The organism is Streptomyces sp. NPDC020801, from assembly GCF_044334385.1.
Lineage (GTDB): Bacteria > Actinomycetota > Actinomycetes > Streptomycetales > Streptomycetaceae > Streptomyces.
Genome location: NZ_JBIRST010000001.1, coordinates 104,512 through 130,416 on the forward strand (window position 1 = coordinate 104,512; position 25,905 = coordinate 130,416).

Here is a 25,905-nt window from a genome sequence, read left to right on the forward strand (position 1 = left end):
CGATGTCCTTTCCACTGCTGACAGCCACGGCGGTGCTCCCGGCCATCGGGGCCATCGCCACGGCCGCCGTGCCTGCCGCGCGGCGCACCGCCGCCAAGTGGCTCGCGCTGTTCGTCTCGCTCGCCACGCTCGCGCTGGCCGTCACCGTCCTGGTCCGCTTCGACCCCGGCGGCGCCCGTTACCAGCTCACCGAGTCCCACTCCTGGATCGCGGCCTTCGGGGTCCGCTACGAACTGGGCGTGGACGGCATCGCGGTGGCCCTGATCGCGCTGACCGCCCTGCTGATCCCGTTCATCGTCCTCGCGGGCTGGCACGACGCCGACCCGCTGGAGACCGGAAGCCGCCGCTGGCGGCCGACGCAGGGCTTCTTCGCCCTGATCCTGGCCGTCGAGGCGATGGTGATCATCTCCTTCGAGGCCACCGACGTCTTCCTCTTCTACATCTTCTTCGAAGCCATGCTGATCCCGATGTACTTCCTCATCGGCGGCTTCGGGGACCGTGCCCACGAGCACGGAGAGGAGGCGGCCTCCACACAGCGGTCGTACGCGGCGGTGAAGTTCCTGCTCTACAACCTGGTCGGCGGTCTGATCATGCTGGCCGCGGTGATCGGGCTGTACGTGGTCGCCGGGAACTTCTCGCTCACCGAGATCGCGCAGGCCCGTGCGAACGGCTCCCTGCACATGGCGACCAGCACCGAACGCTGGCTGTTCCTCGGCTTCTTCTTCGCCTTCGCGGTGAAGGCGCCGCTGTGGCCGCTGCACACCTGGCTGCCCAACGCCATGCAGGAGTCGACCGCGCCGGTCGCCGTCCTCATCACGGCGGTCGTCGACAAGGTGGGCACCTTCGCGATGCTCCGCTTCTGCCTCCAGCTGTTCCCGGAGGCCAGCAAGTGGGCCACACCGGTGATCCTGGTCCTCGCTCTGATCAGCATCATCTACGGGGCGTTGCTGGCGGTGGGCCAGCGGGACATCAAGCGCCTGGTGGCCTACGCGTCGATCTCGCACTTCGGCTTCATCGTCATGGGCATCTTCGCGATGACCAGCCAGGGCCAGTCCGGCGCGACGCTCTACATGGTCAACCACGGCATCTCGACGGCCGCGCTGATGCTGGTCGCCGGGTTCCTCATCTCCCGGCGCGGCTCGCGGCTCATCGCCGACTACGGCGGTGTGCAGAAGGTCGCTCCGGTGCTCGCCGGCACTTTCCTGATCGGCGGCCTGGCAACCCTGTCCCTGCCGGGACTCGCGCCCTTCGTGAGCGAGTTCCTGGTCCTGGTCGGCACGTTCACGCGCCACCCGGCGATCGGCATCATCGCCACCTTCGGCATCGTGCTCGCCGCGCTGTACACCCTTGTCCTGTACCAGCGGACGATGACCGGCCCGGTGAAGCCGGAGGTCTCCGCCATGCCGGACCTGCGGGTGCGCGAGCTGGTGGTGGTGGCCCCGCTGATCGTGCTGTTGATCTTCCTGGGCGTCTATCCGAAGCCCGTCACGGACATCGTCAATCCGGCGGTCAAGCAGACCATGTCCGACGTACACCAGACCGACCCCAAGCCCGAGGTGGAGGCGGCCAAGTGAGCGCAGCAGCCGTCCACAGCCTGTGGACAACCGCGGCCGACCCGATCTCGAAGATCGACGCGCCGAAGATCGAATACGGGCAGTTGTCGCCCACCCTGATCGTCGTGGGCGCGGCGCTCGTCGGGGTGCTCGTCGAGGCGTTCGTCCCGCGCAGGTCCCGTTACTACGCGCAGGTGTTCGTCTCCGTCGTCGCGCTCGCCGCCGCCTTCGCCGCGGTCGTCGGGCTCGCGGCGGACGGGTACGGCACCACCAAGGCGCACATCGCGGCCATGGGCGCCATTGCCGTCGACGGCCCGTCACTGTTCCTGCAGGGCACGATCCTGCTGGCCGGACTGGTCGGCCTGTTCACCTTCGCCGAGCGGCGTCTGGACCCGGAGGCGCACGGCAACCGGGTCGACTCCTTCGCCGCGCAGGCGGCGTCCGTGCCGGGCAGCGACAGCGAGAAGGCCGCGGTCAAGGCCGGCTTCACCACCACCGAGGTCTTCCCGCTGCTGCTGTTCGCGGTCGCCGGCATGCTGGTGTTCCCCTCGGCCAACGACCTGCTGACGCTGTTCGTGGCGCTGGAGGTCTTCTCGCTGCCGCTGTACCTGCTGTGCGCCGTGGCCCGCCGCAAGCGGCTGATGTCGCAGGAGGCCGCGGTCAAGTACTTCCTGCTGGGCGCCTTCGCCTCCGCGTTCACCCTGTTCGGCATCGCGCTGCTGTACGGCTACGCGGGCTCGGTGTCGTACGCGACGATCGCACAGGTCGTCGACGGCAACGTGGCGAACGTGGACCCGGCCCTCGCGAACACCATGGGCAACGACGCACTGCTGCTCATCGGGGTCGCGATGGTCGTGATGGGTCTGCTGTTCAAGGTGGGCGCGGTGCCTTTCCACATGTGGACGCCGGACGTCTACCAGGGCGCGCCGACCCCGGTCACCGGGTTCATGGCGGCGGCGACCAAGGTGGCGGCCTTCGGCGCGCTGCTGCGGCTGCTGTACGTGGTGCTGCCGGGGATGCGCTGGGACTGGCGGCCGGTGATGTGGGCGGTCGCGATCGTCACCATGCTGGGCGGCGCGATCGTCGCGATCACCCAGACCGACATCAAGCGCCTGCTGGCCTACTCGTCGATCGCGCACGCGGGATTCATCCTCGCGGGTGTCATCGCGACCTCGAAGGACGGTGTGTCGTCCGTTCTCTTCTACCTGGCCGCGTACTCCTTCGTGACGATCGGCGCGTTCGCCGTGGTGACGCTGGTGCGCGACGCGGGCGGCGAGGCGACGCACCTGTCCAAGTGGGCCGGCCTCGGCAGGCGTTCGCCGCTGGTGGCGGCCGTGTTCGCGGTGTTCCTGCTGGCCTTCGCGGGCATCCCGCTGACCTCGGGCTTCGCCGGGAAGTTCGCCGTGTTCAAGGCGGCGGCGGAGGGCGGCGCGGCCCCGCTGGTCGTGATCGGTGTGATCTCGTCGGCGATCGCGGCGTTCTTCTACATCCGGGTGATCGTGCTGATGTTCTTCAGCGAGCCTCGTCCGGAGGGCCCGACGGTCGCGGTGCCGTCGCCGCTGACGATGACGGCGATCGGTGTGGGCGTGGTGGTCACGGTGGTGCTGGGCGTGGCCCCGCAGTACTTCCTGGACCTCGCCGGCCAGGCCGGGGTGTTCGTGCGCTGAGGCGCCTGTGTCCCGTACGACTGCCCGGCAGCTCCGTCAGCGGGGGGCCGGGCAGTCGTATGTACGGATCGTCGGCCCGGCGGCCTGTGGACAACTCCCAAAGATGTCGGCGCCGCCCCCTATCGTGGAGGCAGTGGTCGAGGGACGACGTACGGGGGACGAGACGATGGGTGGGACGGGCGGTATCACCGACATGCCAGTGACGCAGAGCGAGGCGCTCGTCACGCTGCACCGGGTCTTCGGATACGAGGCCTTCCGGGGCGAGCAGGAAGCGGTCATCGAGCACGTGGTGGCGGGCGGCGACGCGGTCGTCCTCATGCCCACCGGCGGCGGCAAGTCGCTGTGCTACCAGATCCCGTCCCTGGTCAGACCTGGTACGGGCGTCGTGGTCTCTCCGCTGATCGCGCTCATGCAGGACCAGGTGGACGCGCTGCGGGCGCTGGGCGTGCGCGCAGGCTTCATCAACTCCACTCAGGACTTCGACGAGCGGCGTGTGGTCGAGGCGGAGTTCCTGGCGGGCGAGCTGGACCTGCTCTATCTGGCGCCGGAGCGCCTGCGCCTGGACGCCACGCTCGATCTGTTCTCCCGCGGCAAGATCTCCGTCTTCGCCATCGACGAGGCGCACTGCGTGTCCCAGTGGGGCCACGACTTCCGCCCCGACTACCTGGCGCTGTCGCTGCTGGGCGAGCGCTGGCCCGACGTGCCGCGGATCGCCCTCACGGCGACGGCCACACACGCCACGCACCAGGAGATCACCCAGCGGCTGAACATGCCGCAGGCCCGGCACTTCGTGGCGAGCTTCGACCGGCCCAACATCCAGTACCGGATCGTGCCGAAGCTCGACCCCAAGAAGCAACTGCTGACCTTCCTGCGCGAGGAGCACCCGGGCGACGCGGGCATCGTGTACTGCCTGTCGCGCAACTCGGTGGAGAAGACGGCGGAGTTCCTCTCCCGCAACGGCATCGAGGCGGTGCCCTACCACGCGGGCCTGGACGCGGGCACCCGCGCGGCGCACCAGTCCCGCTTCCTGCGTGAGGACGGCCTCGTCGTGGTCGCCACGATCGCCTTCGGCATGGGCATCGACAAGCCGGATGTACGGTTCGTCGCCCACCTGGACCTGCCCAAGTCGGTCGAGGGCTACTACCAGGAGACCGGGCGTGCCGGGCGTGACGGACTGCCCTCCACGGCCTGGATGGCCTACGGCCTCAACGACGTCGTACAGCAGCGCAAGCTGATCCAGTCCGGCGAGGGCGACGAGGCGTTCCGGCGCCGGTCCGCCTCCCACCTGGACGCGATGCTCGCCCTGTGCGAGACCGTGCAGTGCCGCCGCGGTCAGCTCCTCGCCTACTTCGGCCAGGATCCGGACGCGGCCGGCTGCGGCAACTGCGACACCTGCCTGATCCCGCCGGAGACCTGGGACGGCACGGTCGCCGCCCAGAAGGTGCTGTCGACGGTGGTACGGCTGCAGCGGGAGCGGCGGCAGAAGTTCGGCGCGGGCCAGATCATCGACATCCTGCTCGGCAAGCGCACCGGCAGGGTGATCCAGTTCGACCACGACCAGCTCTCCGTCTTCGGCATCGGCGATGAGCTGGCCGAGGGTGAATGGCGCGGCGTCGTACGGCAGTTGCTGGCCCAGGGCCTGCTCGCCGTCGAGGGCGAGTACGGCACGCTGGTGCTGACCGACACGAGCGGTTCGGTGCTGCGGCGCGAGCGGGAGGTGCGGCTGCGCAAGGAGCCGAAGAGGCCGGCGGCCTCACGTGGGGGCTCGTCTTCTTCGTCGTCCCCGTCGTCATCCTCGGGCCGGGGCAAGAGCAAGGCCGCGGCGGCCGAACTGCCCGAGGCGCTGCTCCCCGCCTTCGAGGCCCTGCGTGCCTGGCGTGCCGAGCAGGCCCGGGAGCAGGGCGTCCCGGCGTACGTCATCTTCCACGACGCAACGCTCCGGGAGATCGTCACCGTCTGGCCGGCGTCGGTGGCACAGCTGGGCACGATCGGCGGCGTCGGCGAGAAGAAGCTGGCGACGTACGGGGAAGGCGTGCTCGGGGTGCTCGAGTCGCTGGGCGGACCGGCCGGCGCGGAGACGGCCGGCCAGGGTGAACCGGAGACGGAGGCGGCAGGGGACTGGCCCGAGCCGGACGCGGAGCCGGAGCCGGACGACTGGATATGACGTTCGCCGACGACCGCGCGCGGCTCGCCCCTGGGCGGGGCGGCCGGGCGGCCGGTGCGCTCGGGGCGGTCGCCACGGACCCCGTCACGCGTACGCCCTGACGGAATCGGAGTCCGCCTTCGGGTCGGAGTCCCCCTTCGGGTCGGGGCGCGCGTTCGGGTCCGGGTCGGGCAGGAAGCCGTGTCGCCGGTGATGTGAGGAAGATCCGGCAGCTTCGCCTCCGGCCCGCGGCGGGCGGGCGCAGCCATGCGGTCAGCTCAGCGCGCTCAGCCCAGCGCGGTCAGCGCAGGAGCGAAGGCGATCAGGAGCGGCAGCAGGGGCACCAGGGCCGCCACCGTCGTCGTCAGCGCCCGGCGCCTGCGGTCCAAGCGCGGCGGGGGCTGCAGAAGCCGCTCCACTCGTTCGCCGAGCAGGCGGTGGCTGGAGGCGCAGGAGAGGACTCCGCGGTGCTGGTTGAGCTCGATGAGGGCCAGGGCCGTGGTGAGGTGGCCATGGCGGCGCGAGGCCATGTCGTCGGCGGCCAGTTCTACGAGCCGGTGGGTCTGGTCGCAGAAGTGCGCGAACAGCGGTACGCGCGGGAAGCCGGTCGCCAGCGCGGTCGACAGGTGCAGCAGCCAGTCGTGGTGGGCGCGGGCGTGACCGCGCTCGTGGGTGAGGACGGCGTCGAGCTGGTGGCCCGTGAGGCGGTGCAGCGCGCCGGTGGTGACGATGAGCTGGGGCGGGTGACCCGGCATCCACCAGGCGTCGGGATACTCGTCCTCCAGCACGAGCAGGGGCCCGCGGGCCGCCGGAAGGCCTGCGGGCAGGTCGGGGGCGCGTTCGCGCAGATGCGCCCTGGCCTGGCCGCGCCGCCGGCGGGCCTCGGCGAGCTCGCGGCCGAGCATCGCGGTGGTCCAGGCGGCGCCGCAGGCCAGCAGCAGGGTGAGGGCCATGGCCCAGACCGGCGCCACCGTGAGGCCGTACGCGGCGGTCACGGCGGGCGGCGCCGGCGCGAAGACCCGGTCCCGAACGGTGTGGAAGACGGCCGCGGTGCCCAGCACGAGGGCGGCCAGGCAGCACAGCAGGACGGTGGCGACCAGGCACTGCCACACCCACAGCCCGACGACGGGTTCCCGTTCGGGCCACACCGCCCGGGTCAGCGCACGGGGAACCGGCACGGCGGCCGTCAGCGCGACGGCGCTCAGCAGGAGCAGGCAGACGGTCATGCCACGGACTCCCGATCCTGATCGGAGGTGGGCGGGTGTCGGGTCGTGCGTGGGGTGGTGCGGTGAGGGGTGTGCCGGGGGCGGCCGGCGCGGTGGCCCGCGCGCGGCCTGCCGCCAGTATGACGGCGACGGGCGCCGGGGGTCAGGGTTCGGCGGCAACCAATCCCCACTCCGTCCCAGACGCCGGCCGAGCCGTTCCCACGCCGACCCGTGGTGCGGGTGTGGCGTGGGGATCGCCCCTCCGTCAGCCCGCCACGATCCGGCCCGTCACCTCTCCGAGGCCCACCCGGACCCCGCCCGCCCCCGGCGCCCACGCGGACATGGTGACCACGTCCCCGTCCTCCAGGAACGTCCGCTTGCCGTCCGGGAGTTCCAGCGGGTCGCGCCCGTTCCAGGTCAGCTCCAGCAGCGAACCGCGCTGCTCAGGCTCCGGTCCGCTCACCGTCCCCGACCCGTACAGGTCGCCCGTGCGCAGCGAGGCGCCGTTGACCGTCATGTGGGCCAGCTGCTGCGCGGCCGTCCAGTACATGGTGGAGAAGGGCGGCTCGGACACCACGTGCCCGTTGATCGCGACGGAGATCCGCACGTCGTAGCCGCCGGGCTCCTCCTCGGCGTCGTCCAGGTACGGCAGCAGCGGGTGCGTCCGCTCCGGTGGAGCCACCCGTGCGTCCTCCAGCGCGTCCAGCGGGGTGATCCAGGCCGACACCGACGTGGCGAAGGACTTGCCGAGGAAGGGGCCCAGCGGGACGTACTCCCAGGCCTGGACGTCGCGCGCCGACCAGTCGTTCAGCAGGCACAGGCCGAAGACGTGCTCCCGGAAGTTCTCCAGCGCGACCGGCCGGCCCAGCCCGGACGGCACGCCCACCACGAAGCCGACCTCCGCCTCGATGTCCAGCCGGACCGACGGGCCGAACACCGGCGCCGGGTCCGTGGGCGCCTTCCGCTGACCCGAGGGGCGTACGACATCGGTCCCGGACACCACCACCGTTCCCGAGCGGCCGTGGTACCCGATCGGCAGGTGCTTCCAGTTGGGGGTCAGCGAGTCGGCGGCGTCCGGGCGGAAGATCTGCCCCACGTTCCGCGCGTGGTTCTCGGAGGCGTAGAAGTCGACGTAGTCCGCGACCTCGAAGGGCAGGTGCAGGGTCACCGAGGACAGGGGGTGCAGGAACGGTTCGACGGTCTCCTGGTGGGACGGCACCGTCACCCACGCCGTCAGCGCGCGCCGCACATCCGACCACGCGGTGCGGCCGGCGGCCAGCAGCGGGTTCAGGGTCGGCTGCGCGAGCAGGGCGGCGTACGGCGAACCGAGCGCCCGCGCCGCCGCGCCCGCGTCGAGGACGTGGTCGCCGAGCCGGACGCCGACCGTCCGTTCCGGTGAACCGGCGCGGGAGAAGACGCCGTAGGGAAGATTGTGCGGACCGAAGGGGTCGCCCTCGGGGACCTCGAAGGGGGGCATGGGGGTGGCTGCCTCTCTTTCTGACTTTCCTGCACGGTCTGGGCACCGGGGGCGTGCCGTGCGTTCCATGTGGTCGCGCCACACGTTACGGGTGCGTTGCCTGTCTTGGGCAGTGCCTAAAGAGTTTGCAATGTCCGAATTGGCCTTGTCGGAGCGGTCAATTCCGGCTTAGCGTCCTTTGGGGGACGCGGACGGGGTGGGTCCGCTCCGTAGGGGGGACACGTGGGGGGACCCGTGGCCAGGAATGCCGTCAGTGTGCCTTTCGAGGCCGACCACGACGTGCCGGGCCTGATCGTGAAATTCGGCGACTACCCGCTGCACCACGGCGGGGTGGGCGCCATCCGCAGCCTGGGCCGCCTGGGCGTCCCCATGTACGCGATCACCGAGGACCCCTACACGCCTGCGGCCTCCTCCCGTTACCTCAAACGTGCGTTCGTCTGGCCTACGAGGGGCACGGAGGAGGCCGGCCACATGGTCGAGGGCCTGCTGCGGATCGGCCGCCGCATCGGACGGCCCACCGTCCTGGTGCCCACGGATGAGGAGGCCGCCGTCCTGATCGCCGAGCACCAGGACGAACTGGGGGGCCACTTCCTCTTCCCACGCGTCGCCCCCGGCCTCCCGCGCCGCCTGGCCAGCAAGCAGGGCCTGCACGAACTGTGCGTGGAACACGGCATCCCGAGCCCCACGGCCGCCTTCCCGCAGTCGTACGACGACATCGTCGCGTTCGCCGAGAAGGCCCGCTTTCCGGTGGTGGCCAAGAACCGCGAGGCCTTCGTCCGGCGCAGCCGGCCGGCCGTGAGCGGCACCACCAGGATCACCACCCGCGAGGGCCTGCTCACCCTCGCCCGCGACTGGGGCGAGCGGCCCGGGGTGATCCTCCAGGAGTACCTGCCGCGGGAGCAGGCCGAGGACTGGATCGTGCACGCCTACTTCGACCAGGACTCGACCCCGCTGGCCATGTTCACCGGCGTCAAGGTCCGCTCCTGGCCGCCCCACGCCGGCATGACGGCGAGCGCGTACGTCGTCGACAACCCGGAACTCGCCGACCTCGCCGCGCGTTTCATCAAACAGATCGGCTTCACCGGAATCATCGACCTCGACCTGCGCTTCGACCGGCGCGACGGACAGTACAAGCTCCTCGACTTCAATCCGCGCATGGGCGCCCAGTTCCGGCTCTTCGAGAACGAGTCGGGGGTGGACGTCGTGCGTGCCATGCACCTCGATCTGACCGGGCGTCCCGTTCCGGAGGGGGAACAGCGGGCCGGTCACCGGTTCGTCGTGGAGAACATCGACCTGCCCGCCCTGCTCGCCTACCGCCGCAGCGGCTATACGACGCCGCACGCGCCGATGAAGGCGAGCGGGACCGAGCTGGCCTGGCTCGCGGGTGACGACCCGCTGCCGTTCCTCACGATGCTCGCGCGCTTCGTCCGGCCGGGCGCGAAGCACCTCTACCAGCTGTGGCGGACCAACCGCCGTGGCGGCAGCACCGGTCCGGGCAGCTGACACCGCACGTCCCGGCCGGCGGCACGACCGGTTCGGACGGCCCGCTCGCCTTCCCGACCGGCGGCACGACCGTCCGGGCGGCCCGTCCCGCCGTCCGAGCCCGCCCACGAAGTGACGCATCCGCACGTCAGCACGTTCAGCAGCACGTCCTGGGGAGGGACTTCGTGAACCAACCGGTAGCAGTCATCGGTGCCGGGCCGTTCGGCCTGTCCACCGCCGCCCATCTGCGAGCGCGCGGCGCCCCCGTGCGCGCCTTCGGCGAGCCCATGGTCAGCTGGCGCGACCACATGCCCGCCGGAATGCTGCTGAAGTCGACCCCGGTCGCCTCCAGCATCGGCTGCCCGCAGCGCGGCCACACCCTCGTCGACTACTGCGACGCGGCCGGCATCAAGCGATTGGTGACCGACGAGGACATCATCCCGGTCGAGACCTTCATCGGCTACGGCGAGTGGTTCCAGCAGAAGCTGGTGCCCGAGCTGGAGCGGGTGCGGGTGGTGTCGGTGGACCGGCGGCCGGGCGGCGGCTTCGAGCTGAAGCTGGACTCCGGGGAGCAGTTCACCGCCCGTGCGGTCGTGGTCGCGACGGGCCTTTCGGGCCTCGCCCATCTGCCGCCGGAGCTGGCCGCGGCCGCACCGGACGGCCCCGCACCCACCGGGCCGGTCTCGCACAGTTCTCAGCACCACGACCTGAGTGCCTTCGCCGGCAAGGAGCTGATCGTCGTCGGCGCCGGCCAGTCCGCACTGGAGACGGCGGTCCTCGCGGCGGAGGCCGGTGCGCGGGTGCGGGTGGTGTCACGGAGCCGCGGCAAGGTGGCCTTCGGCGCCCCGCCCTGGGCCCAGCCGAAGCTGCGCCCCGGGTCGCCCTTCGGCCGCGCCTGGTCGCTGTGGGCGCTGAGCCACTACCCGCACCCCTACCGCTACCTCCCGGCCCGCACCCGCCACTACCTGGTCCGCCGCGTGCTCGGCCCGCTCGGCGCCTGGTGGCTGCGCGACCGCTTCGAGGGCACCGTGCCGGTCCACGAGGTGAGCCGCATCGTCAGCGCCGGGACCACCGACGGCCGCCCGGCGCTGACCGTGCGCACCCTGGGCGGCAGCACCCGGGAACTGACCGGGGACCATGTCATCGCGGCGACCGGCTACCGCGTCGACATGGCCGCGATGGGCTTCCTCGGCCACGAGTTGCGCACCGGGCTCGCGGTCAGCCGCGGGGCCCCGAAACTCCGCGCGGGCTACGTCTCCTCCATCCCCGGCCTCTACTTCACCGGCCTGTCCGCGGCGGCCTCGTACGGCCCGGTGATGCGCTTCGTGTGCGGCACGGAGTTCGCCTCCCCGCGGCTGGCCGGGCACCTGGTGGCGGCGCACGGGTGAGCGCGGCGCCGCCCTCGCTGCCGAAGCACCGCTGGTGGCAAGGCAGTTGGGAGAAGCCGACCCGGGAGACGGTGGGCGCCGCCGTCGTCCGGATCTCGTTGGGCAGGTGGGGTGACGGGTCCGTATTCTCTGATCATGGCCGCCTCCCTCGCATATGCCCTCATCGCCACTGACCTGGACGGAACGCTGCTGCGCGGCGACGACACCCTGTCCGAACGGTCACTCGCCGCGCTCGCGCGGGTGGCGGCGGCCGGTGCCCGGCACCTCGTGGTGACGGGACGGCCGGCGCCGAGGGTGCGGGCGCTGCTCGACGCCCTGGGCACCACCGGGCTCGCGGTGTGCGGCCAGGGCGCGCAGCTCTACGACGCCGGAGCGGGCCGCCTGCTGTGGTCGGTCACCCTGGACCGCGAGCTCGCCGAGACCGCGCTCGGCAAGATCGAGGCCGAGGTGGGGGACGTGTACGCCGCGGTCGACCAGGACGGGGCCGACGGGCTGACGCTCATCGAGCCGGGGTACCTCATGCCGCACCCGACCCTGCCCGCGGTACGGGTCGACCGGCGCGACGACCTGTGGCGCGCGCCGATCAGCAAGGTGCTGCTGCGCCATCCCGCGCTGTCCGACGACGAGTTGGCGTCGGCCGCCCGGAGCGTGGTGGGCTCCCTCGCCACGGTCACCATGTCGGGCCCGGGAACCGTCGAACTCCAGCCGTGCGGCATCACCAAGGCGACCGGGCTGGCGCTGGCCGCCGAGCACTTGGGGCTGGGCAGGGAGAGTGCCCTCGCCTTCGGTGACATGCCCAACGACATCCCCATGTTCCAGTGGGCCGCCCGGGGCGTCGCCATGGCCAACGCCCATCCGGAACTCAAGGCGGTGGCCGACGAGGTCACCTTGTCGAACGAGGACGACGGAATCGCCGTCGTCCTCGAGCGGTTGTTTCCCTAGTGCTGCGACCGGGCGGGCGGTCGAGCGGGCTGTCGGTACGCGCCCGTCGGTACGCGCCCGTCGGTGTGCGCCCAGTACACGCCCGTCCTTACGCGCCTGTCAGTACGCGCCGAAGACGTTGTCGATCGAGCCGTAGCGGGCGGCCGCGTAGTTGCAGGCGGCCGCGATGTTCGCGACCGGGTCGTAGATGTCGAACGACGTGCCGGCCACGTGGTAGGCCCTGAAGGTCGGGTCGATGACCTGGAGCAGGCCCTTGGACGGGATGCCCCGGGCGGCGTTGGAGTCCCAGAGGTTGATGGCCCGCGGGTTGCCGGACGACTCGCGCATCACGTTGCGGTAGATGCCGTTGTAGGTGCCCGGGATGCCCTTCTGCCTCATGATCCCGAGCGACGCCCGGATCCAGCCGTCGAGGTTGTTCGGGTAGGCGACCGTGCCGGCCGCCGGGGCGGAGGTCGTGGGGGCCGCGGAGGCGCTGGTCGCACCGAGGAGCGGAAGCGCGAGGACGGCGGCACCCGTGCCGCTGACGGCCAGGGCGCGGACGAGACGAGCTATACGGGAACGGCGCTGACCGTTTGCAGGCATGGGGAATTCCTCTCCACCGCCTGCGAGGTGAGCTGTCGGGTTCGGGCGGGGAGGTGCCCGGCCGCGCTCCGAAGAGCACGGCTTCACCCCAAGCCGTTCCGGCACGGCGTACGAGTGTGACGTACGACGTCCGGCCCGGCGGCTTACCTGGGTCCCCCGCTCCTGCCGTGAGTGGTTCGGTCGATGGGTTCCCGGGCGGCGGCAGGATTAGGCGTCCGCCCGACGGCCGGGAACGTATGCGAGAGCACATATCCAGAACAAGTGCCTGATTCACACCTCGCCCCAATTGACCTTGATCTGAGGCGTATGAGGTACTTGATCCTTTGCGTCTGCCAAGGGTCAACTGGCGTGCGGCGGAAGGGGAAGCGGGGTGGGTGGGTGAGAGTGGCACTGAAGGGCGGGAGTGACCCAACTCACGGTTTGAACGACCCAAGGGCATTTGCGGCCAAGGGGACTTGGAATCTCAATAGGGGTAAATCGGACCGACCGGTGTCGACGGTGTGGGGCCGAAGTCCGACGGGGCGCGGCGGGGCGCGACGGGGTGCGGGCCGGGAGTGGGCCGAGGCGGGTCGGGGCCGCCGGGAGCAGCCGGGGGTGACCGGGGTGGAGGCGGCGCCGGGGTGGGTCGGGGTGCGCAAGGGTGGCGAGTGGCGGGTGGGTGGAGTCGGCGTGGCGGGCGTCGTGGCGGGCGTCGTGTCGAGTGACGTCGCGGCTCGCTCGTACGCGTGTACCGGCAGGCGTGCGTGCACACGAAGCGAGAGGGTGGGTAGAGAGGGGTAAGTCGATAAATATCTACTCATACGTGGTGATCAAAAACATATCGGGCGTGATCCGATACCGCCCGGCCTGTATCGGTGGGCGCTATCGGTGATCGAAACATGACCGGATACGCTGACTCGAGTGATGGCAGCGACCTATCGACAAACCGTGTAATCGCCAGCAGACACCAGCAGACAGGAGACCCCTCGTGACCGTCGTCGGGCCGTTCGGGCTGAGCGTGCGGGACCAGGCTCTCGAAGCCGATGTCCAGGCCGGATTGGCGGCTGTCGAGGAAGGGTTGCTCGAAGCCACCAAGAGCGAGGTTCCCTTCATCACGGAGGCCGCGCAGCACCTCGTCAAGGCGGGCGGGAAGCGGTTCCGCCCCCTGCTCGTGATGCTCGCGGCGCAGTTCGGGGACCCGTACGCGCCGGGCATCGTGCCGTCGGCCGTGGTCGTGGAGCTGACCCACCTCGCGACCCTCTACCACGACGACGTCATGGACGAGGCCGCCGTGCGGCGCGGGGTGGCCAGCGCGAACACCCGCTGGGGGAACTCGGTGGCGGTCCTGACCGGCGACTTCCTGTTCGCCCGGGCCTCGCAGATTCTCGCCGACCTCGGTCCCGAGGCGGTGCGGGTGCAGGCCGTGGCCTTCGAGCGGCTGGTCACCGGGCAGATCCTGGAGACGGCGGGCCCGCAGGACGGCCGGGACCCCGTCGACCACTACCTGGACGTGCTGGGCGGCAAGACGGGGTCGCTGGTGGCCGTGTCGTGCCGGTTCGGGGCGATGATGTCCGGGGCCGACGAGACGGTCGTGGACGTGCTGACGCAGTACGGCGAGCGGCTGGGCGTCGCCTTCCAGCTGGCGGACGACGTGCTGGACATCGCCTCCGACTCGCACGAGTCCGGGAAGACCCCGGGGACGGATCTGCGCGAGGGCATCGCGACACTTCCGGTGCTGCGGCTGCGTGAGCGCGCGGCGAGGCTGGGGCTGGCCGAGGACCTCGCGCTGTGCGAGCTGCTGGACTCCGACCTGAGCGACGACGCGCGGCACGCCGAGGCCCTGGCGGCGCTGCGGGTCCACCCGGCGCTGGAGCAGGCCCGGCGGGACACCGTGCGCTACGCCGAGGAGGCACGCGCCGCGCTGGCCCCCCTGCGCGAGTGCGACGCCAAGGTGGCGCTGATGGAGCTGTGCGACGCGGTGGTCCACCGGGCGGGGTGACCCTGCCGGCCCACGCCGGGCCCGCACCGCCATCCCGCACCCTGCACCCTGCACCGCCATCCCGCACCCCATAGCGCCACGCGCATCCCGCGTCCCGGCGCATCCCGCGTCCCGGCGCATCCCGCGTCCCGGCGCATCCGGCGCATCCGGCGCGTCCGGCACCGCCACGCGCGCCCCGCGTCGCCCCGCGCACCCCGCGTCGCCCCGCGCACCCCGAGCCGCGACTCCGCATGGCCTCCCAGCACCCTGTCCCGGTTCTCCTGCCCGGTGCCCCGACCATCCTTCGCACCCACCACTCCGTCCTCCGTGCTCCGCCTCCGGTCTTCCGCCTTGTGTCCCCTACGGGGCGGGGGAGGCGCGGCGCCGTCGCGTCATACCCCAGACGTACACGGAGTTGGCTCCGCGGTCTGACGCTTTCGCGCGGACGATTTGGTCAGATGGAAACCACGGACAACACCACTCCTCACCGATTTGGGTGAGAATGGCGGCTCGGGGTGGACCCGGTACAGATGGAAAGCCGCCGCCGACGACGGAGGTAGGGCACACATGGCACCGTACGAATCCGACGACAGCGCCGGCGCCGAGGAGGTCGACGACCTGCGCTCGGGGCGGCGCAAGGCCGCGCGCTACGTCGTCCCGGTCGCGGTGGTGGGGGTGGCGGCGGCGACCATCGGTCTCGTCCCGGCGCTCGCCGACTCCGGCGACCCCAACCTGCCGAAGATCACCGCGCAGCAACTCATCGAGAAAATCGCCAAGTCGGACGTCCAGCAGCTGTCCGGCACGGTCAAGGTCAGCACCGACCTCGGGCTGCCGAACCTCGGCGGTCTGGAGAGCGGCCTGCTCTCCGGCGCCACCAAGGGCGGTGACGGATCGTCGGCCGACCCGACGTCCAAGCTGACCGAGCTCGCCGCCGGCACGCACACCCTGCGCGTCGCGGCCGACGGCCAGGACCGGCAGAAGGTCTCGCTGATCGAGAGCGCGGCCGAGTACAGCCTCATCCACAACGGCAAGAACGTCTGGGGCTACGACAGCAAGTCGAACGAGGTCTACCACGGCACCGCGGCCGAGGGCGAGAAGAAGCAGAGCAAGCACCGCGACGAGGTCCCGGCCACGCCCAAGGACTTCGCCGACGAGGCCCTGAAGTCGGTTGACGACACCACTTCGGTGACCGTCGACGGCACCGCCCAGGTCGCCGGCCGCGACGCCTACAAGCTGGTCGTCAAGCCGAAGCACGCCTCCGGCACCACGGTCGGCGTGATCAGCATCGCGGTGGACGCCAAGACCGGGCTGCCGCTGAAGTTCACGCTGACCCCGGCGAGCGGCGGCGCCGCCGTGGTGGACGCGGGCTTCACCCAGATCAGCTTTGCCAAGCCGGCCGCCTCCACCTTCGACTTCACCCCGCCCAAGGGCGCGAAGGTGACCGAGGAGAAGGACAAGGGCGCCGGGGCGACCGCGCACTCCAATGAGTCCGCCCCCTCGCGGAAGGACCTCGCCAAGAGCGGCCCGAAGGTCCTCGGCAAGGGCTGGAACTCCATCGCCGTCTTCGACTCCGGCAGCAAGGGCGGCATCCCGTCGTCCTCCGGCAAGGGGGACCTGAGCCGCTTCCTCGGCTCGCTCGGCGACCACGTGTCCGGCAAGTTCGGCAAGGGCACGGTCTTCTCCACCCGCCTGGTCAACGCCCTCATCACGGACAACGGCAAGGTCTACGTCGGCGCGGTCACCAAGGACGCGCTGGTGAAGGCGGCGAACGCCGGGCAGTGAGCGGGACACGGGCACGACGAATCGAGGGAGCCGATGGACGGGGCGTCCGCCACGGAGTCGCAGCCGGCTGCGCGGGACATGGGTGACAGCGTCATCCTCACCCGCGCGCTCACCAAGCGCTACCGCGGCGGGCAGCTCGCCGTCGACGGTCTCGACCTGACCGTCCCGGCGGGCAGCGTCTTCGGCTTCCTCGGTCCGAACGGCTCGGGCAAGACCACCACGATCCGCATGCTGATGGGGCTGATCGAGCCCACGTCCGGCACGGCGCGGGTGCTGGGGCGCCCCATGCCCCGGTCCTCGCGCGCCGTACTGCCGCAGGTCGGGGCGCTCATCGAGGGTCCCGCCCTGTACGGCTTCCTCTCCGGCCGCGACAACCTCCTGCGCTACGACGCGGCCGACCCGACCGCGGACCCCCGCACCCGGCGCACCCGTGTCGCGGCCGCACTGGACCGGGTGGGCCTGACGGCGGCCGCGGGCAAGAAGGCCAAGGCGTACTCCCTGGGCATGAAGCAGCGCCTCGGCCTCGCCGCCGCGCTGCTCCAGCCGCGCAGGCTGCTTGTCCTGGACGAGCCGACCAACGGCCTCGACCCGCAGGGCATGCGGGAGATCCGTTCCCTGGTGAGGGAGTTGGCCTCCGACGGCACGACCGTCTTCCTCTCCTCCCATCTGCTCGACGAGATCGAGCAGGTGTGCACCCACGCGGCGGTCATGGCCCAGGGCAGGCTGGTCACCCAGGGGGCGGTGACCGAGCTGGCCGCCGGGGCGCGCGGCCGGCTGGTGGTCACCACGCCCGACACCGGGGAGGCTGCCCGGGTGCTGAAGGAGCAGGGGGTGGGTGACCTCGTCGTCGCCGACGACCGGGTGACCGGCGAACCACCGGAGCGCGACCTCGCCGAGGTGAATGCAGCGCTGGTGACGGCGGGCGTCCGCGTCCGTGGCTTCGGGGTCGAACGGGCCTCGCTGGAGGACGCGTTCGTGGCGCTGACGGGGGAGGGCTTCGATGTCGCGGGCTGAGGCGGGGCAGCAGGCGGGTCAGGGGGCGGTTCCGGCCGTGGCCGTCCTGCGCGCCCCGAGTCCTCTGTGGAACTTCGGGCTGCTGCGCAGTGAGCTGGCCGTCACCTTCCGCCGCTGGCGCACTCTCGCGCTGCTGGGGGTGCTGGCCGCCGTTCCGGTCCTGGTCGGGGTGGCGGTCAGGCTCGAGACGAGGGACGGCTCGCCGGCCGGCCGCGGGGGCGGCGGCGAGGGGCCGGCTTTCATCGCGCAGATCACCAACAACGGACTGTTCCTGGTCTTCACCGCGCTGGCGGCCACGCTGCCGTTCTTCCTGCCGATGGCCGTCGGCGTGATCGCGGGCGACGCGGTCGCCGGCGAGGCCAACGCGGGCACCCTGCGCTATCTGCTGGTCGCCCCCGCCGGCCGCACCCGTCTGCTGCTCACCAAGTACGCGACGACGATGGCCTTCTGCCTGGTCGCCACCTTCGTCGTCGCCGTCTCGGCCCTGGCCGTGGGGGCGCTGCTCTTCCCGCTCGGCGACCTGACGACCATCTCCGGTACGCAGATCGGCTTCACCGAGGGCCTGGGCCGGGCGCTGCTGATCGCCCTCGTCGTCGCCGCGTCCCTGACCGGCCTCGCGGCCCTGGGCCTGTTCGTCTCGACGCTGACCAACAGCGGTATCGCGGCCATGGCCACCACCGTGGGTCTGCTGATCACTGTCCAGATCCTCGACCAGATACCCCAGCTCCAGGCGATACAGCCGTACCTGTTCTCCCACTACTGGCTGTCCTTCGCCGACCTGATGCGCGAGCCGGTCTACTGGGACGGCCTGCTGAAGAACCTGGAGCTGCAGGCGCTGTACGTGGCGGTGTTCGGCTCGGCGGCCTGGGCGCGCTTCACGGCGAAGGACATCAACACCTGAGCTCTAGTGCTGCGACCGGAGAGGTTCACCGGCTCGCGACGCCCGGCAGGGCACCTCGCCGCGGTGTCGCAGCACCCGAGTACGTCCAGTACGCGGGCGATGCTCCGCCTTGCGATGCACCGCACCGGACGCCGCGAGCTTTCCGGCAAACCTTTCCGGCAAACCTTTCCGGCCACAGCACTAGCCGGCACTGACCCGCTGGTGCGGGAAACGCCCGAGCGGCGGCTCCTGCGCGAAGAACGTCTTGGCGCGCGCGAGGGCCTGCGTGTCCCTCAGTACGTCGCCGGGCGCGCTGCCGTTGCCGAGCAGCACCCCGCCGAAGCGCATCCGCAGGTACGCGGCCGAGTTGTTGAGGGTCCCGGCCAGCGGGTCGGCGACCGAGGGCTCGTCGTCGGCGAGTGCGGTGACGCCCCACAGGGTGCGCCCTGCCAGGGTCTCCCTGAAGTCCGCGCCGGGGGTGCGCAGCCAGGCGGACCAGTGGTCGAGGTAGCGCTTGGTGTGGCTCGACACCGAGTACCAGTACAGCGGCGAGGCGATCACGATGTCGGTCGCCGCCAGGGTGGCGTCCAGCAGCAGTGCCGCGTTGCCCTCGGTGGGGCGTACGTGGTCGCTGTCGTGCCGCAGGTCGGTGAAGTCGGGCAGCGGATGGTCGACGAGCCGCACCCACTGCTGTTCGACGTCGGCGGGCAGCTGATCGGCGGCCCGCCGGGCGAGGAGCTCGGTGTTGCCCTCACGGCGGGCACTGCCCAGCACGAACAGGAAGCGGCGGTTCATGGGTCCCCCAGGGGCGCACGACGGGCAAGTTCTTGCACCTGCATTATATGCACACGCAAGAATAATGGATGGAGGTCGACCGCGCGGTCAGCGCGGTCTTGCCGCCGTCCCCGTCAGACGGGCCAGCGGCTCGGTCTCGCGCGGCGGCCGCCCGCTCAGGTCGCCGGTCCGCCAGGCCGGCACCCAGGGGACGCGGTAGACGTCGATGACGGACTCGATCGGCTTCACCCGCTGGGCGAGCTGCCGGGGCAGCCGGCCCGGCGCGTCCGCGACGAGCACCACGGCGTCCAGGTCGAGCCCGGTCGGCGCCTCGCCCCTGCGGAACACCTCCAGGGCCCGGGTGACGGCGTCCAGTCCGGCCGCGTGCGTCCGGGCGACCAGCAGTACCGAGCGCGGGGCCTCGGGCCCCGGCCAGTCCCGCCCGCAGTCGTGGCCGCCGTAGACCGCCGCGAGCGTGGTCGTGCCCGCGCCGCCGTGCGTGGCCACCCACGAGAAGCGCCGGGGTGTGACGGGCATGCCCGCGGGCCTGACGGGCATACGTCCAGATGCGTCGGCGACGGCGTCGGCGCCGGTGTCCTCGGCGGCCACCGGCCCGCGGATCCAGATCTCCGGTCCTTGCTGCACGCCTGTGCGCATGCCCGTTCCCTCCCACGTCATCCCCGAAGATCTTCGCGCTCGGGGCGTTACCCGTGTCACAGGGCGACGGTTCCTGGTGCGAGTCTGTGACGTCGTGGTGACGCGGGGAGCGCGGGCGAGCGGAGAGACTCGACAGTACGCGTACGACCGGATGGCACGCATCCGAGTGAGGGAGCCGATGTCTCGACTGAGCCGCGAGAAGAAGCGGGAACTGAAGCACGCCGGGCACTCGGTGGCATCCGTGGCGACGCCGATCACCGTCCATGTCCCCGTGGACGGCGCCGGTGCCTCGGTCGGCGGCGTACCGGTGCACTCGGCTCCGGGAGAGGAGATCCAGCACGCGGTCCTGAACCACCTCCGCCGCCTCGCCCTCGCCAGCGGCCATCCCGTCCTCGCCACGGTCACCGACGAGCGCATCGGCTACGTCGTCCCCCTCCAGGTCCGCGGCGACGGCTCCAGCGCCTTCACGGCGGAGCCCCTGCGCACGGCCCCGCCGCAGCAGGCCCCGACCCGACCGGCCCCGCCGCAGCCGGCCGCACCCCGGCCGGCCGAGCCGCCGCGGGACAGGGCGACGCACGTCCTTCGGCAGGTGCAGGAGCCGACGCGGGAGTCCGCTCCCACGTTCCCGCTCCGTGCCCTCTCCGAACCCCAGCTCCAGCCGCGTCCCCTGCCCGTGCCCCAGCCCCAGCCCCAGCCCCAGCCGCAGCCACCCGCCGGGACGGCCCACACCGAGACCGCGCCCACGTTCCCGCTGCGCGCCCTGCCCGAATCCGCCGACGCCGCCACGGCGGCGCCTCCCGGTACGGCAACGGCTCCCATCGGGGAGTTCGGCCCGCCGCCCGTGATGGACGCACGGCCGCCCGCGACCGACGGGACACCCGCCGCGGAAGCCTCGGCGGAACCCGCCGCAGCAGCAACTGCAGGACCCGCCGCAGAGGCCTCCGCGGTAGCCGCAGGTACGGCAGCCGCCCGCCGGTACCCCGACCCCGCCCTCGGTACGGAGCCCGAACCCGACCCCAAGCCCACCCCCGCCCGCGGTTTCGACGCCGTGGCCGAGGCCGTGCTCGGGGACGACCCGAGGACGATGGCAGGTGAAGGCGGCGCCGTCCTGTTCGCCGAGCCCCTGGCGCGTGTCAACGAGGCCGTGAAGGCGGGGCGGATCGAGGAGGCGTCGGCCCTGGCGGAGCGCACGGTCACGGAGGCGTCCGGCACGCTCGGCCCGGAGCACCCCGAGGTGCTGCGCCTGCGCGAACTCACCGCGTACATCGCCTATCTGGCGGGCGAACCGCTGCGCGCCTTCGGCCTCTCCCTCGACCTCGCCCGCATCCGCCGCCGTGCCCGGGACGCGGAGGGCGCTTACGGCAACGTCCAGAGCGCGACCGCCGCCTGGCGCGCGGTGCGTGACCCCGAGCAGGGCCTGCGGCTGGGCCGCGACCTGATCGACCTGTGGACCGAGCTCACCGCCGAGGACGGCCCCGCCGCCGACGACATCGAACAACTGGAGTCCGCCCGCGCCCGCATGGGCCGCCTCGCCGAACGGGCCCGCAGGTCGGCACCCCGGTCCGGCCTCTGACCAAACCCCGCGACCAGCCCAAAGCCCCAAGCCCCAAACCCAAAGCCCCAAGCCCCAAACCCCAAGCCCCAAGCCCCAAGTCTCAAATCCCAAGACCAGCCTCGCGGTCCTGACCTGCCCCAGCCGCACCGGCCCGCGCAGTCCTGCGACACGCAGCCCTACGAGATGCAGAATTCGTTCCCCTCGGGGTCCGCCATCACCACCCACTCCCCGGCGGGCTCCCTCACGTGCCGCAGCACGCTCGCCCCGAGCGCCTTGAGCCGCTCCGCCTCCTCCGCGCGCCGGCCCTCGCCGGGGTGCAGGTCGAGGTGGAGCCGGTTCTTGACGGTCTTGGCCTCCGGGACTTGCCGGGAAGACGTAACCAGGCGCACGCTGGGGTTATGACTCGTTGTGTTGCTTTGTACTGCCGACTGTCCCCCCGCCCCGATGGAAGCTATGAAGGTGTCGACCTTCAAGAGGGGTGGGGCCGCTCGTACGCCGCGAGCATGTGGCCGGGCCTGCCCGTGGTCGTGTTCGCCGACGCCGGTATCTCCGCTGCCAACGGCGACCACAGACCCCGGTACGAGGCTTTCCGCGCGGCCCTGGCAGGCGGGGAAGTCGCCCACGTGTGGGCCGTCGAACAGTCCCGGTTGGAACGGCGCGAGGTTGAGTGGTTCACTCTCGCCGCAGAACTGGACGCAGCCGGAATCCGTGAGCTGCACACGAACAGGGATGGCGTTGTACGCGTACAGGACGAGGTTGCCGGAATCCGCGCGGTACTCAATGCCGGGGAGGTGCGCAAGATGAAAAAGCGCGTCAACGATCGTCTTGCCGAGAATGCCGCCCAGGGGCGCGCGGCAGGGTCCAAGCCGTTCGGGTACGCCCACGGCGTGGACGAGTCCGGGAACAAGACGTACGTCATCATTCCGGAGCAGGCAGAGGCTATCCGGTGGGCCGCTGAAAAGGTGCTCGATGGATGGTCGCTTGCCAATATCGCTGCCGAGTTGCGCGAGCGGGGATTGGTCGGCGCACACAAGGTCAAGGTCAAAGACGCAAGCGGCGAAATCGTCACCGATGCGACGGGCAAGCCTGTCACGCGTCCGTCGACGCTCACGGCAAGCTCTGTTAAGTCCATGGTGACCAAGCCGACCATTGCAGGGTTCCGGGTGCATCAGGGCGTGATTGCGGGCCGTGGCAACTGGGCGCCCATTCTGGATGAGGCAACGTGGCAGGCGTGCAGGGCAAAGCTGTCTGCCCCGCGCACCGTACGCAAGTCGGACGGATTCACCTACCCGATTACCGACGCGCACAAGGGGAATCCTGCGGGCCGCAAATACACCCTTACCGGTGGCCTGGCCGTGTGCGGAGTGTGCGAGGCGCCCATGGTCGGCTCGGTGAAGAAACTCAAGAACGGCAAGCGGACGCCTTACCTGTTGTGCCACCCGAACCGGGGCGGTAAGGGCTGCACGGGAATCATGCTGGAAGCCACCGAAAAGTACGTTGCGGATGAACTGTTCAACTTGCTGGACAGGCCGGAATTCCTTGATGCGCTCACGTCTGACGACCATGCCGCGCGCCGGGATGAACTGACCGCGCAACTCACGGCAGTTGAGGAAGAGCGCAACGAAATCGCGGCCGAACGGGGACGTGGTGAACTGATGCTCGCTGAGTGGAAGAGCGTGCGGGCCGGTCTGAACGAGCGGGAGGAGCGTCTACGGGGCGAACTTGCCGCCGTACCTGTTCCCGTCGCGGCAATGGACTACAGGGCCGCACGCGGGGCCTGGGGCGCCATGACACTGGACGAGAAGCGCGCGTTCCTGCGCTCGTTCATCGACCGCGTGACGATCAAGCGTGCCAAGCCGGGCACCAAGGGGTTTGATCAAAACCGCGTCATGATCGAATTGCGGCAGATGAACTGAACCCCCCACCGGCGCAAGGAAAGCGGCTCTCCCCAGGGGGCCGCTTTTTCTTTGCCCAAATCATCGCCAATGTGAGGCCGGTCACAAACCCCCTACCGGTGGCAAGCAATGTGTGCTTGCCTGGCTGGCAACCGGGCCGCGACAGCGAGCGGCCCCGTGCCCATGACAGGGCATATCCGGGACGCCTCATGCCCATCTCTCCCGAGGCCGCGCGAATCCGCGCACGCATTGCCGCGCAGAAACGGCATCACCCCGACGCGGACACCTCCGCCCTTGAACGTGAGCTGAAAGACGCCACTCAGGCAGCGCATGTACGGCTTGCAATCGACGATCCCGTACAACTCGCCAAAGCCGCACGCATCGTGCGCGCAGCCCTCGACCGCAAGCGCATCGCTCTGGCGGACCTGACGCCCCTTCCCGCCCCGGACGGGGATTCCCTCGATGCCGCATAGGCAGATATCGCGCCTGTGCACTCTGTGCCCTTGGCGCTAATCCCCACTGCCCACAAGTCCACACCCGCCCAACTGCGAGGGGAACGAACCCTAGGCGCAGCGGCTGAATCCCGAGCGGGGCAGACATCCCGCCATGACCGGTCAGCCATGGGGCGTCATGAATAACCGTCATGCTGATTCGCCAACCAGCCGGAGAGGTGCACCACCATGCCCAAGAAAAAGAAGAAGAGGAAGCCTAGGCCGGCGCCGATAGGACCACCTAAAACGGTCCTCACGTTCGCCCAGAACTATAAATGCAGCCACTGTCACTCGCGCGTTGCTGACATCGTTCAAGACTCATCTGGGGTCTATCACGTCCGGGTTGGTCACGATGAAAGCTGCCCGGTATTGCGGGGTGTCCTGCCGGACGCACCCGATGCAATGCGGGCAGCCATGGCCACCGGTCACGTTTCAAGGGTCATAGATGACCCAAACAGCGGGGGTACCGGTTGAGTGAAGCACACGAAAGCCTATGCACTCACTTTCAAATCAAAGGAATGTGCAACTTCCCAGGGTGCCCGGACGGCACTAGGCCGAATCAGGACCCAAACCCGCAAGCGCCCAAAGAAAGATCCAAAGCAGAAATAACAGCTCGACAGGCTATCGGATACTGGGCATCCCTCGATAATACGGCGTATGACTCGTTCGATGAGGAAGTACAGCGGCTAATCTCACGCATTGGCGCTCTTCTGCCGGATGACATGAAGGGCTTTGACCCTAAAATCAGCGCACTTATGAAGGTGCGAGCGCAAGAGGCCGCCATTGAAGAGAAGGCAGACGAACTTGCCCTCTATTACTTGGCGCAGGATCGAGCCCGTAAGAAGCATGCCGCCAAAAAGTCAGCGGAAATCGTGGCAACTCTTAGAGGCAGCCTTTTCGATGCTGGCGACATAAATGACGTAAAGGTTGAGTACCTCGTTCACTCTCTATTGGCGAAAGACTCGCTTGCATGGATGTATGGCGATCCCGGCTGTTACAAGTCATTTGTTGCACTCGACATAGCGGCATCCGTTGCCCTGGGCGCAGGCGTTGAATGGGCAGGGGCACCAACGAAACAAGGCCCTGTCCTTTATATTGCCGCTGAAGGGTCAGCGGGTATGGCAAAGCGTAAACGCGCCTGGGAGGCAATGACGGGCAAGTCCCTCGACGGCAAATTGAAATTCCTCACTATGGCGATACGTATAACGGAGGAAGGGTTTCTAGAGGAACTTATAGCCATCTGCCAAGAGATCCGTCCAGCTCTGATTGTGATTGACACACAGTCCCGAGTAACGCCGGGCCTAGAAGAGAACGGGTCAGTCATGAGCACATACGTTGACGCAGTTACGGCGCTGCGCATGGCGACAGGGGCATGTGTGCTCACCCTGCACCACACCACTAAGGGAACGGAGGTCCTTCGCGGGCATGGCTCACTGTTTGGAGCTGCCGACACAGTCATATACGTGAGCAAGTCCGCAGGTGCCGAAACCGAGCGCTTTGCAAAAGTCTCAATCAAGAAACAGAAGGACGACAGGGATGATCTTTTCTGGAACGTCCGGATGAGTGTGCAGCACTTTTGCGAGCCGCCTGCCGACCAGGAACACGACGCAACGCAGTGTAGTTCGCTGGTCGTCCGTTCCGCTAACTGGTCGGAAGTGATCAACGCCCAGGCAAACGCCTTTGAACGCGTTCTGCTAGTGATCCGCCAGCTTGAACCGCTGCAATCGATCACTACTGCGCAAGCGGCAGAGCTTACGGGGTTGCCGGTATCCACGACCAGGAACGCACTCAGCACCCTTTGCGATCAGGGAGAACTAGAGAAATCAGGAAGCGGCAAGAACACTGCCTACCTCCGCCCAGCAGCAAAGATCACGGATGATTCCGCTGTTACCGCTAGCTTCCGCCAGCCTGGCTAGCGGTACCGGCATTGCTTCCGCTAGCCGCTAGGCCCCCTTAAAGGGGCCTAGCTAGCGGAACGCTTGGCAGGGCAATGCGCATCACAAAGTCAGGCCCTGAATCCCTGGACGAAAGCCAGCAAAGCAAGCGAAGATGAATGCACGTCTCGCGCGCCCTCCCCGGGGGACAGGAAGGCTCCGTACCTCACTGGTCGGAGCCTTTCCTTATGCCCTGCCCCAGGAACGCGCCATGCGCCCGCCTGGGCGCCTCTGAGACGCCTGCCGGTACCCGGCACCACTGAACCCAGCAACGGCCGTCATGCGCCCGCTGGGCAGCTGACCCGCGCACATCGCGGCGGGGAGGAAACACGCCATGTCCAATAACGAAATGCAGTCCGCTCGCTGCCACATCTCAAGCCTCCGTGATCGCACGGACAAACTCCTATCTGACGTCCTCGACCGTATCGACGCTGACGGCGCCGTAACCGAGGACGGAGAACCGCATCCCTTGCTTGCCGCCGCAGCAATGCTCACCGACACGGGGACAAATCTTCGGGCCCTCGCGC

Annotated in this window: 19 protein-coding genes, 1 pseudogene and 1 riboswitch; of the genes and pseudogenes, 14 read left to right on the top strand and 6 right to left on the bottom strand. The window is 69.8% G+C overall.

All coding sequences use genetic code 11. From position 1 onward, the window contains the following. Positions 1–2: 2 nt before the first annotated feature. The 3 genes from ACH4UM_RS00505 to recQ all read left to right on the top strand — a co-directional run bounded on the left by ACH4UM_RS00505 (position 3) and on the right by recQ (position 5,384). Positions 3–1,574 carry an NADH-quinone oxidoreductase subunit M gene (locus tag ACH4UM_RS00505; protein ID WP_398172025.1) on the top strand — a complete coding sequence of 524 codons (1,572 nt, stop codon included), beginning with the start codon at positions 3–5 and terminating at the stop codon, positions 1,572–1,574. Further along, positions 1,571–3,220 carry an NADH-quinone oxidoreductase subunit NuoN gene (nuoN, locus tag ACH4UM_RS00510; protein ID WP_398172027.1) on the top strand — a complete coding sequence of 550 codons (1,650 nt, stop codon included), beginning with the start codon at positions 1,571–1,573 and terminating at the stop codon, positions 3,218–3,220. Before ACH4UM_RS00505 ends, nuoN begins: the two co-directional genes overlap by 4 nt. Before the next feature lie 166 nt (positions 3,221–3,386). Then, complete coding sequence (recQ, locus tag ACH4UM_RS00515; protein WP_398173532.1) at positions 3,387–5,384, top strand: DNA helicase RecQ; 1,998 nt, start codon at positions 3,387–3,389, stop codon at positions 5,382–5,384. A 266-nt stretch (positions 5,385–5,650) separates the two neighbouring features. Here the strand turns inward: recQ and ACH4UM_RS00520 are convergent, their stop codons facing one another. Together ACH4UM_RS00520 and fahA are read right to left on the bottom strand one after the other, a co-directional pair. After that, positions 5,651–6,589, bottom strand: a complete 939-nt coding sequence (locus tag ACH4UM_RS00520) for a M56 family metallopeptidase (protein WP_398172029.1) — start codon at positions 6,587–6,589, stop codon at positions 5,651–5,653. A 244-nt stretch (positions 6,590–6,833) separates the two neighbouring features. Continuing rightward, complete coding sequence (gene fahA / locus ACH4UM_RS00525) at positions 6,834–8,045, bottom strand: fumarylacetoacetase (RefSeq protein ID WP_398172031.1); 1,212 nt, start codon at positions 8,043–8,045, stop codon at positions 6,834–6,836. Between the two features lie 255 nt (positions 8,046–8,300). Between fahA and ACH4UM_RS00530 the strand changes: the two genes are divergently transcribed. The 3 genes from ACH4UM_RS00530 to ACH4UM_RS00540 all read left to right on the top strand — a co-directional run bounded on the left by ACH4UM_RS00530 (position 8,301) and on the right by ACH4UM_RS00540 (position 11,857). Next, positions 8,301–9,548, top strand: a complete 1,248-nt coding sequence (locus ACH4UM_RS00530; protein WP_398172033.1) for an ATP-grasp domain-containing protein — start codon at positions 8,301–8,303, stop codon at positions 9,546–9,548. 164 nt (positions 9,549–9,712) lie between these two features. Further along, complete coding sequence (locus ACH4UM_RS00535; RefSeq protein WP_398172035.1) at positions 9,713–10,915, top strand: FAD-dependent oxidoreductase; 1,203 nt, start codon at positions 9,713–9,715, stop codon at positions 10,913–10,915. A gap of 135 nt (positions 10,916–11,050) precedes the next feature. Beyond that, the gene (locus tag ACH4UM_RS00540) at positions 11,051–11,857 is read left to right on the top strand and encodes an HAD family hydrolase (protein ID WP_398172037.1); all 807 of its coding nucleotides are present in this window, start codon (positions 11,051–11,053) and stop codon (positions 11,855–11,857) included. A gap of 99 nt (positions 11,858–11,956) precedes the next feature. Here the strand turns inward: ACH4UM_RS00540 and ACH4UM_RS00545 are convergent, their stop codons facing one another. Continuing rightward, positions 11,957–12,439: a transglycosylase SLT domain-containing protein gene (locus ACH4UM_RS00545; protein ID WP_398172039.1), complete on the bottom strand. Its 483-nt coding sequence runs from the start codon at positions 12,437–12,439 to the stop codon at positions 11,957–11,959. Between the two features lie 4 nt (positions 12,440–12,443). Next, positions 12,444–12,631, bottom strand: a riboswitch (cyclic di-AMP (ydaO/yuaA leader). A gap of 775 nt (positions 12,632–13,406) precedes the next feature. Between ACH4UM_RS00545 and ACH4UM_RS00550 the strand changes: the two genes are divergently transcribed. The 4 genes from ACH4UM_RS00550 to ACH4UM_RS00565 all read left to right on the top strand — a co-directional run bounded on the left by ACH4UM_RS00550 (position 13,407) and on the right by ACH4UM_RS00565 (position 18,093). Continuing rightward, entirely contained in the window at positions 13,407–14,417 is a 1,011-nt protein-coding gene (locus tag ACH4UM_RS00550) for a polyprenyl synthetase family protein (protein WP_398172041.1), read from the top strand. A 546-nt stretch (positions 14,418–14,963) separates the two neighbouring features. After that, the gene (locus tag ACH4UM_RS00555) at positions 14,964–16,178 is read left to right on the top strand and encodes an outer membrane lipoprotein carrier protein LolA (RefSeq protein ID WP_398172043.1); all 1,215 of its coding nucleotides are present in this window, start codon (positions 14,964–14,966) and stop codon (positions 16,176–16,178) included. Positions 16,179–16,211: 33 nt separating this feature from the next. After that, positions 16,212–17,192, top strand: coding sequence for an ABC transporter ATP-binding protein (locus ACH4UM_RS00560; RefSeq protein WP_398172045.1), 981 nt, complete (start codon positions 16,212–16,214; stop codon positions 17,190–17,192). Beyond that, entirely contained in the window at positions 17,179–18,093 is a 915-nt protein-coding gene (locus tag ACH4UM_RS00565) for an ABC transporter permease (protein ID WP_398172047.1), read from the top strand. The genes ACH4UM_RS00560 and ACH4UM_RS00565 overlap by 14 nt, the downstream gene beginning before the upstream one ends. 180 nt (positions 18,094–18,273) lie before the next feature. Here ACH4UM_RS00565 and ACH4UM_RS00570 read toward each other — a convergent pair whose 3' ends face one another. Both ACH4UM_RS00570 and ACH4UM_RS00575 read right to left on the bottom strand, forming a co-directional pair. Then, entirely contained in the window at positions 18,274–18,867 is a 594-nt protein-coding gene (locus ACH4UM_RS00570; RefSeq protein ID WP_398172049.1) for a flavodoxin family protein, read from the bottom strand. A gap of 87 nt (positions 18,868–18,954) precedes the next feature. Further along, on the bottom strand, positions 18,955–19,503 hold the full coding sequence (locus tag ACH4UM_RS00575) for a DUF6668 family protein (protein WP_398172051.1): 549 nt from the start codon (positions 19,501–19,503) through the stop codon (positions 18,955–18,957). Positions 19,504–19,681: 178 nt separating this feature from the next. Between ACH4UM_RS00575 and ACH4UM_RS00580 the strand changes: the two genes are divergently transcribed. Then, entirely contained in the window at positions 19,682–21,076 is a 1,395-nt protein-coding gene (locus ACH4UM_RS00580) for a tetratricopeptide repeat protein (protein WP_398172053.1), read from the top strand. Positions 21,077–21,234: 158 nt separating this feature from the next. On the opposite strand, the pseudogene ACH4UM_RS00585 reads toward ACH4UM_RS00580, so the two are convergent. After that, positions 21,235–21,426, bottom strand: a pseudogene (locus tag ACH4UM_RS00585) (VOC family protein); the annotation flags it as partial. Positions 21,427–21,456: 30 nt separating this feature from the next. On the opposite strand from ACH4UM_RS00585, the gene ACH4UM_RS00590 reads away from it, so the two are divergent. The 3 genes from ACH4UM_RS00590 (at position 21,457) to ACH4UM_RS00600 (ending at position 25,360) form a co-directional block, all read left to right on the top strand. Next, positions 21,457–22,974: a recombinase family protein gene (locus ACH4UM_RS00590; RefSeq protein WP_398172055.1), complete on the top strand. Its 1,518-nt coding sequence runs from the start codon at positions 21,457–21,459 to the stop codon at positions 22,972–22,974. Between the two features lie 188 nt (positions 22,975–23,162). Next, entirely contained in the window at positions 23,163–23,426 is a 264-nt protein-coding gene (locus ACH4UM_RS00595; RefSeq protein WP_398172057.1) for a hypothetical protein, read from the top strand. 740 nt (positions 23,427–24,166) lie between these two features. After that, complete coding sequence (locus ACH4UM_RS00600) at positions 24,167–25,360, top strand: AAA family ATPase (protein WP_398172059.1); 1,194 nt, start codon at positions 24,167–24,169, stop codon at positions 25,358–25,360. The last annotated feature ends 545 nt before the right edge of the window (positions 25,361–25,905 follow it).

Coding starts and splice junctions, on each gene's coding strand:
- ACH4UM_RS00580 (WP_398172053.1), top strand. CDS start 19,682: ATGTCTCGACTGAGCCGCGAGAAGAAGCGGGAACTGAAGCACGCCGGG.
- ACH4UM_RS00575 (WP_398172051.1), bottom strand. CDS start 19,503: ATGCGCACAGGCGTGCAGCAAGGACCGGAGATCTGGATCCGCGGGCCG.
- ACH4UM_RS00555 (WP_398172043.1), top strand. CDS start 14,964: ATGGCACCGTACGAATCCGACGACAGCGCCGGCGCCGAGGAGGTCGAC.
- ACH4UM_RS00590 (WP_398172055.1), top strand. CDS start 21,457: ATGACTCGTTGTGTTGCTTTGTACTGCCGACTGTCCCCCCGCCCCGAT.
- ACH4UM_RS00560 (WP_398172045.1), top strand. CDS start 16,212: ATGGACGGGGCGTCCGCCACGGAGTCGCAGCCGGCTGCGCGGGACATG.
- fahA (WP_398172031.1), bottom strand. CDS start 8,045: ATGCCCCCCTTCGAGGTCCCCGAGGGCGACCCCTTCGGTCCGCACAAT.
- ACH4UM_RS00545 (WP_398172039.1), bottom strand. CDS start 12,439: ATGCCTGCAAACGGTCAGCGCCGTTCCCGTATAGCTCGTCTCGTCCGC.
- ACH4UM_RS00540 (WP_398172037.1), top strand. CDS start 11,051: ATGGCCGCCTCCCTCGCATATGCCCTCATCGCCACTGACCTGGACGGA.
- recQ (WP_398173532.1), top strand. CDS start 3,387: ATGGGTGGGACGGGCGGTATCACCGACATGCCAGTGACGCAGAGCGAG.
- ACH4UM_RS00565 (WP_398172047.1), top strand. CDS start 17,179: ATGTCGCGGGCTGAGGCGGGGCAGCAGGCGGGTCAGGGGGCGGTTCCG.
- ACH4UM_RS00600 (WP_398172059.1), top strand. CDS start 24,167: ATGAAGGGCTTTGACCCTAAAATCAGCGCACTTATGAAGGTGCGAGCG.
- ACH4UM_RS00505 (WP_398172025.1), top strand. CDS start 3: ATGTCCTTTCCACTGCTGACAGCCACGGCGGTGCTCCCGGCCATCGGG.
- ACH4UM_RS00520 (WP_398172029.1), bottom strand. CDS start 6,589: ATGACCGTCTGCCTGCTCCTGCTGAGCGCCGTCGCGCTGACGGCCGCC.
- ACH4UM_RS00595 (WP_398172057.1), top strand. CDS start 23,163: ATGCCCATCTCTCCCGAGGCCGCGCGAATCCGCGCACGCATTGCCGCG.
- ACH4UM_RS00570 (WP_398172049.1), bottom strand. CDS start 18,867: ATGAACCGCCGCTTCCTGTTCGTGCTGGGCAGTGCCCGCCGTGAGGGC.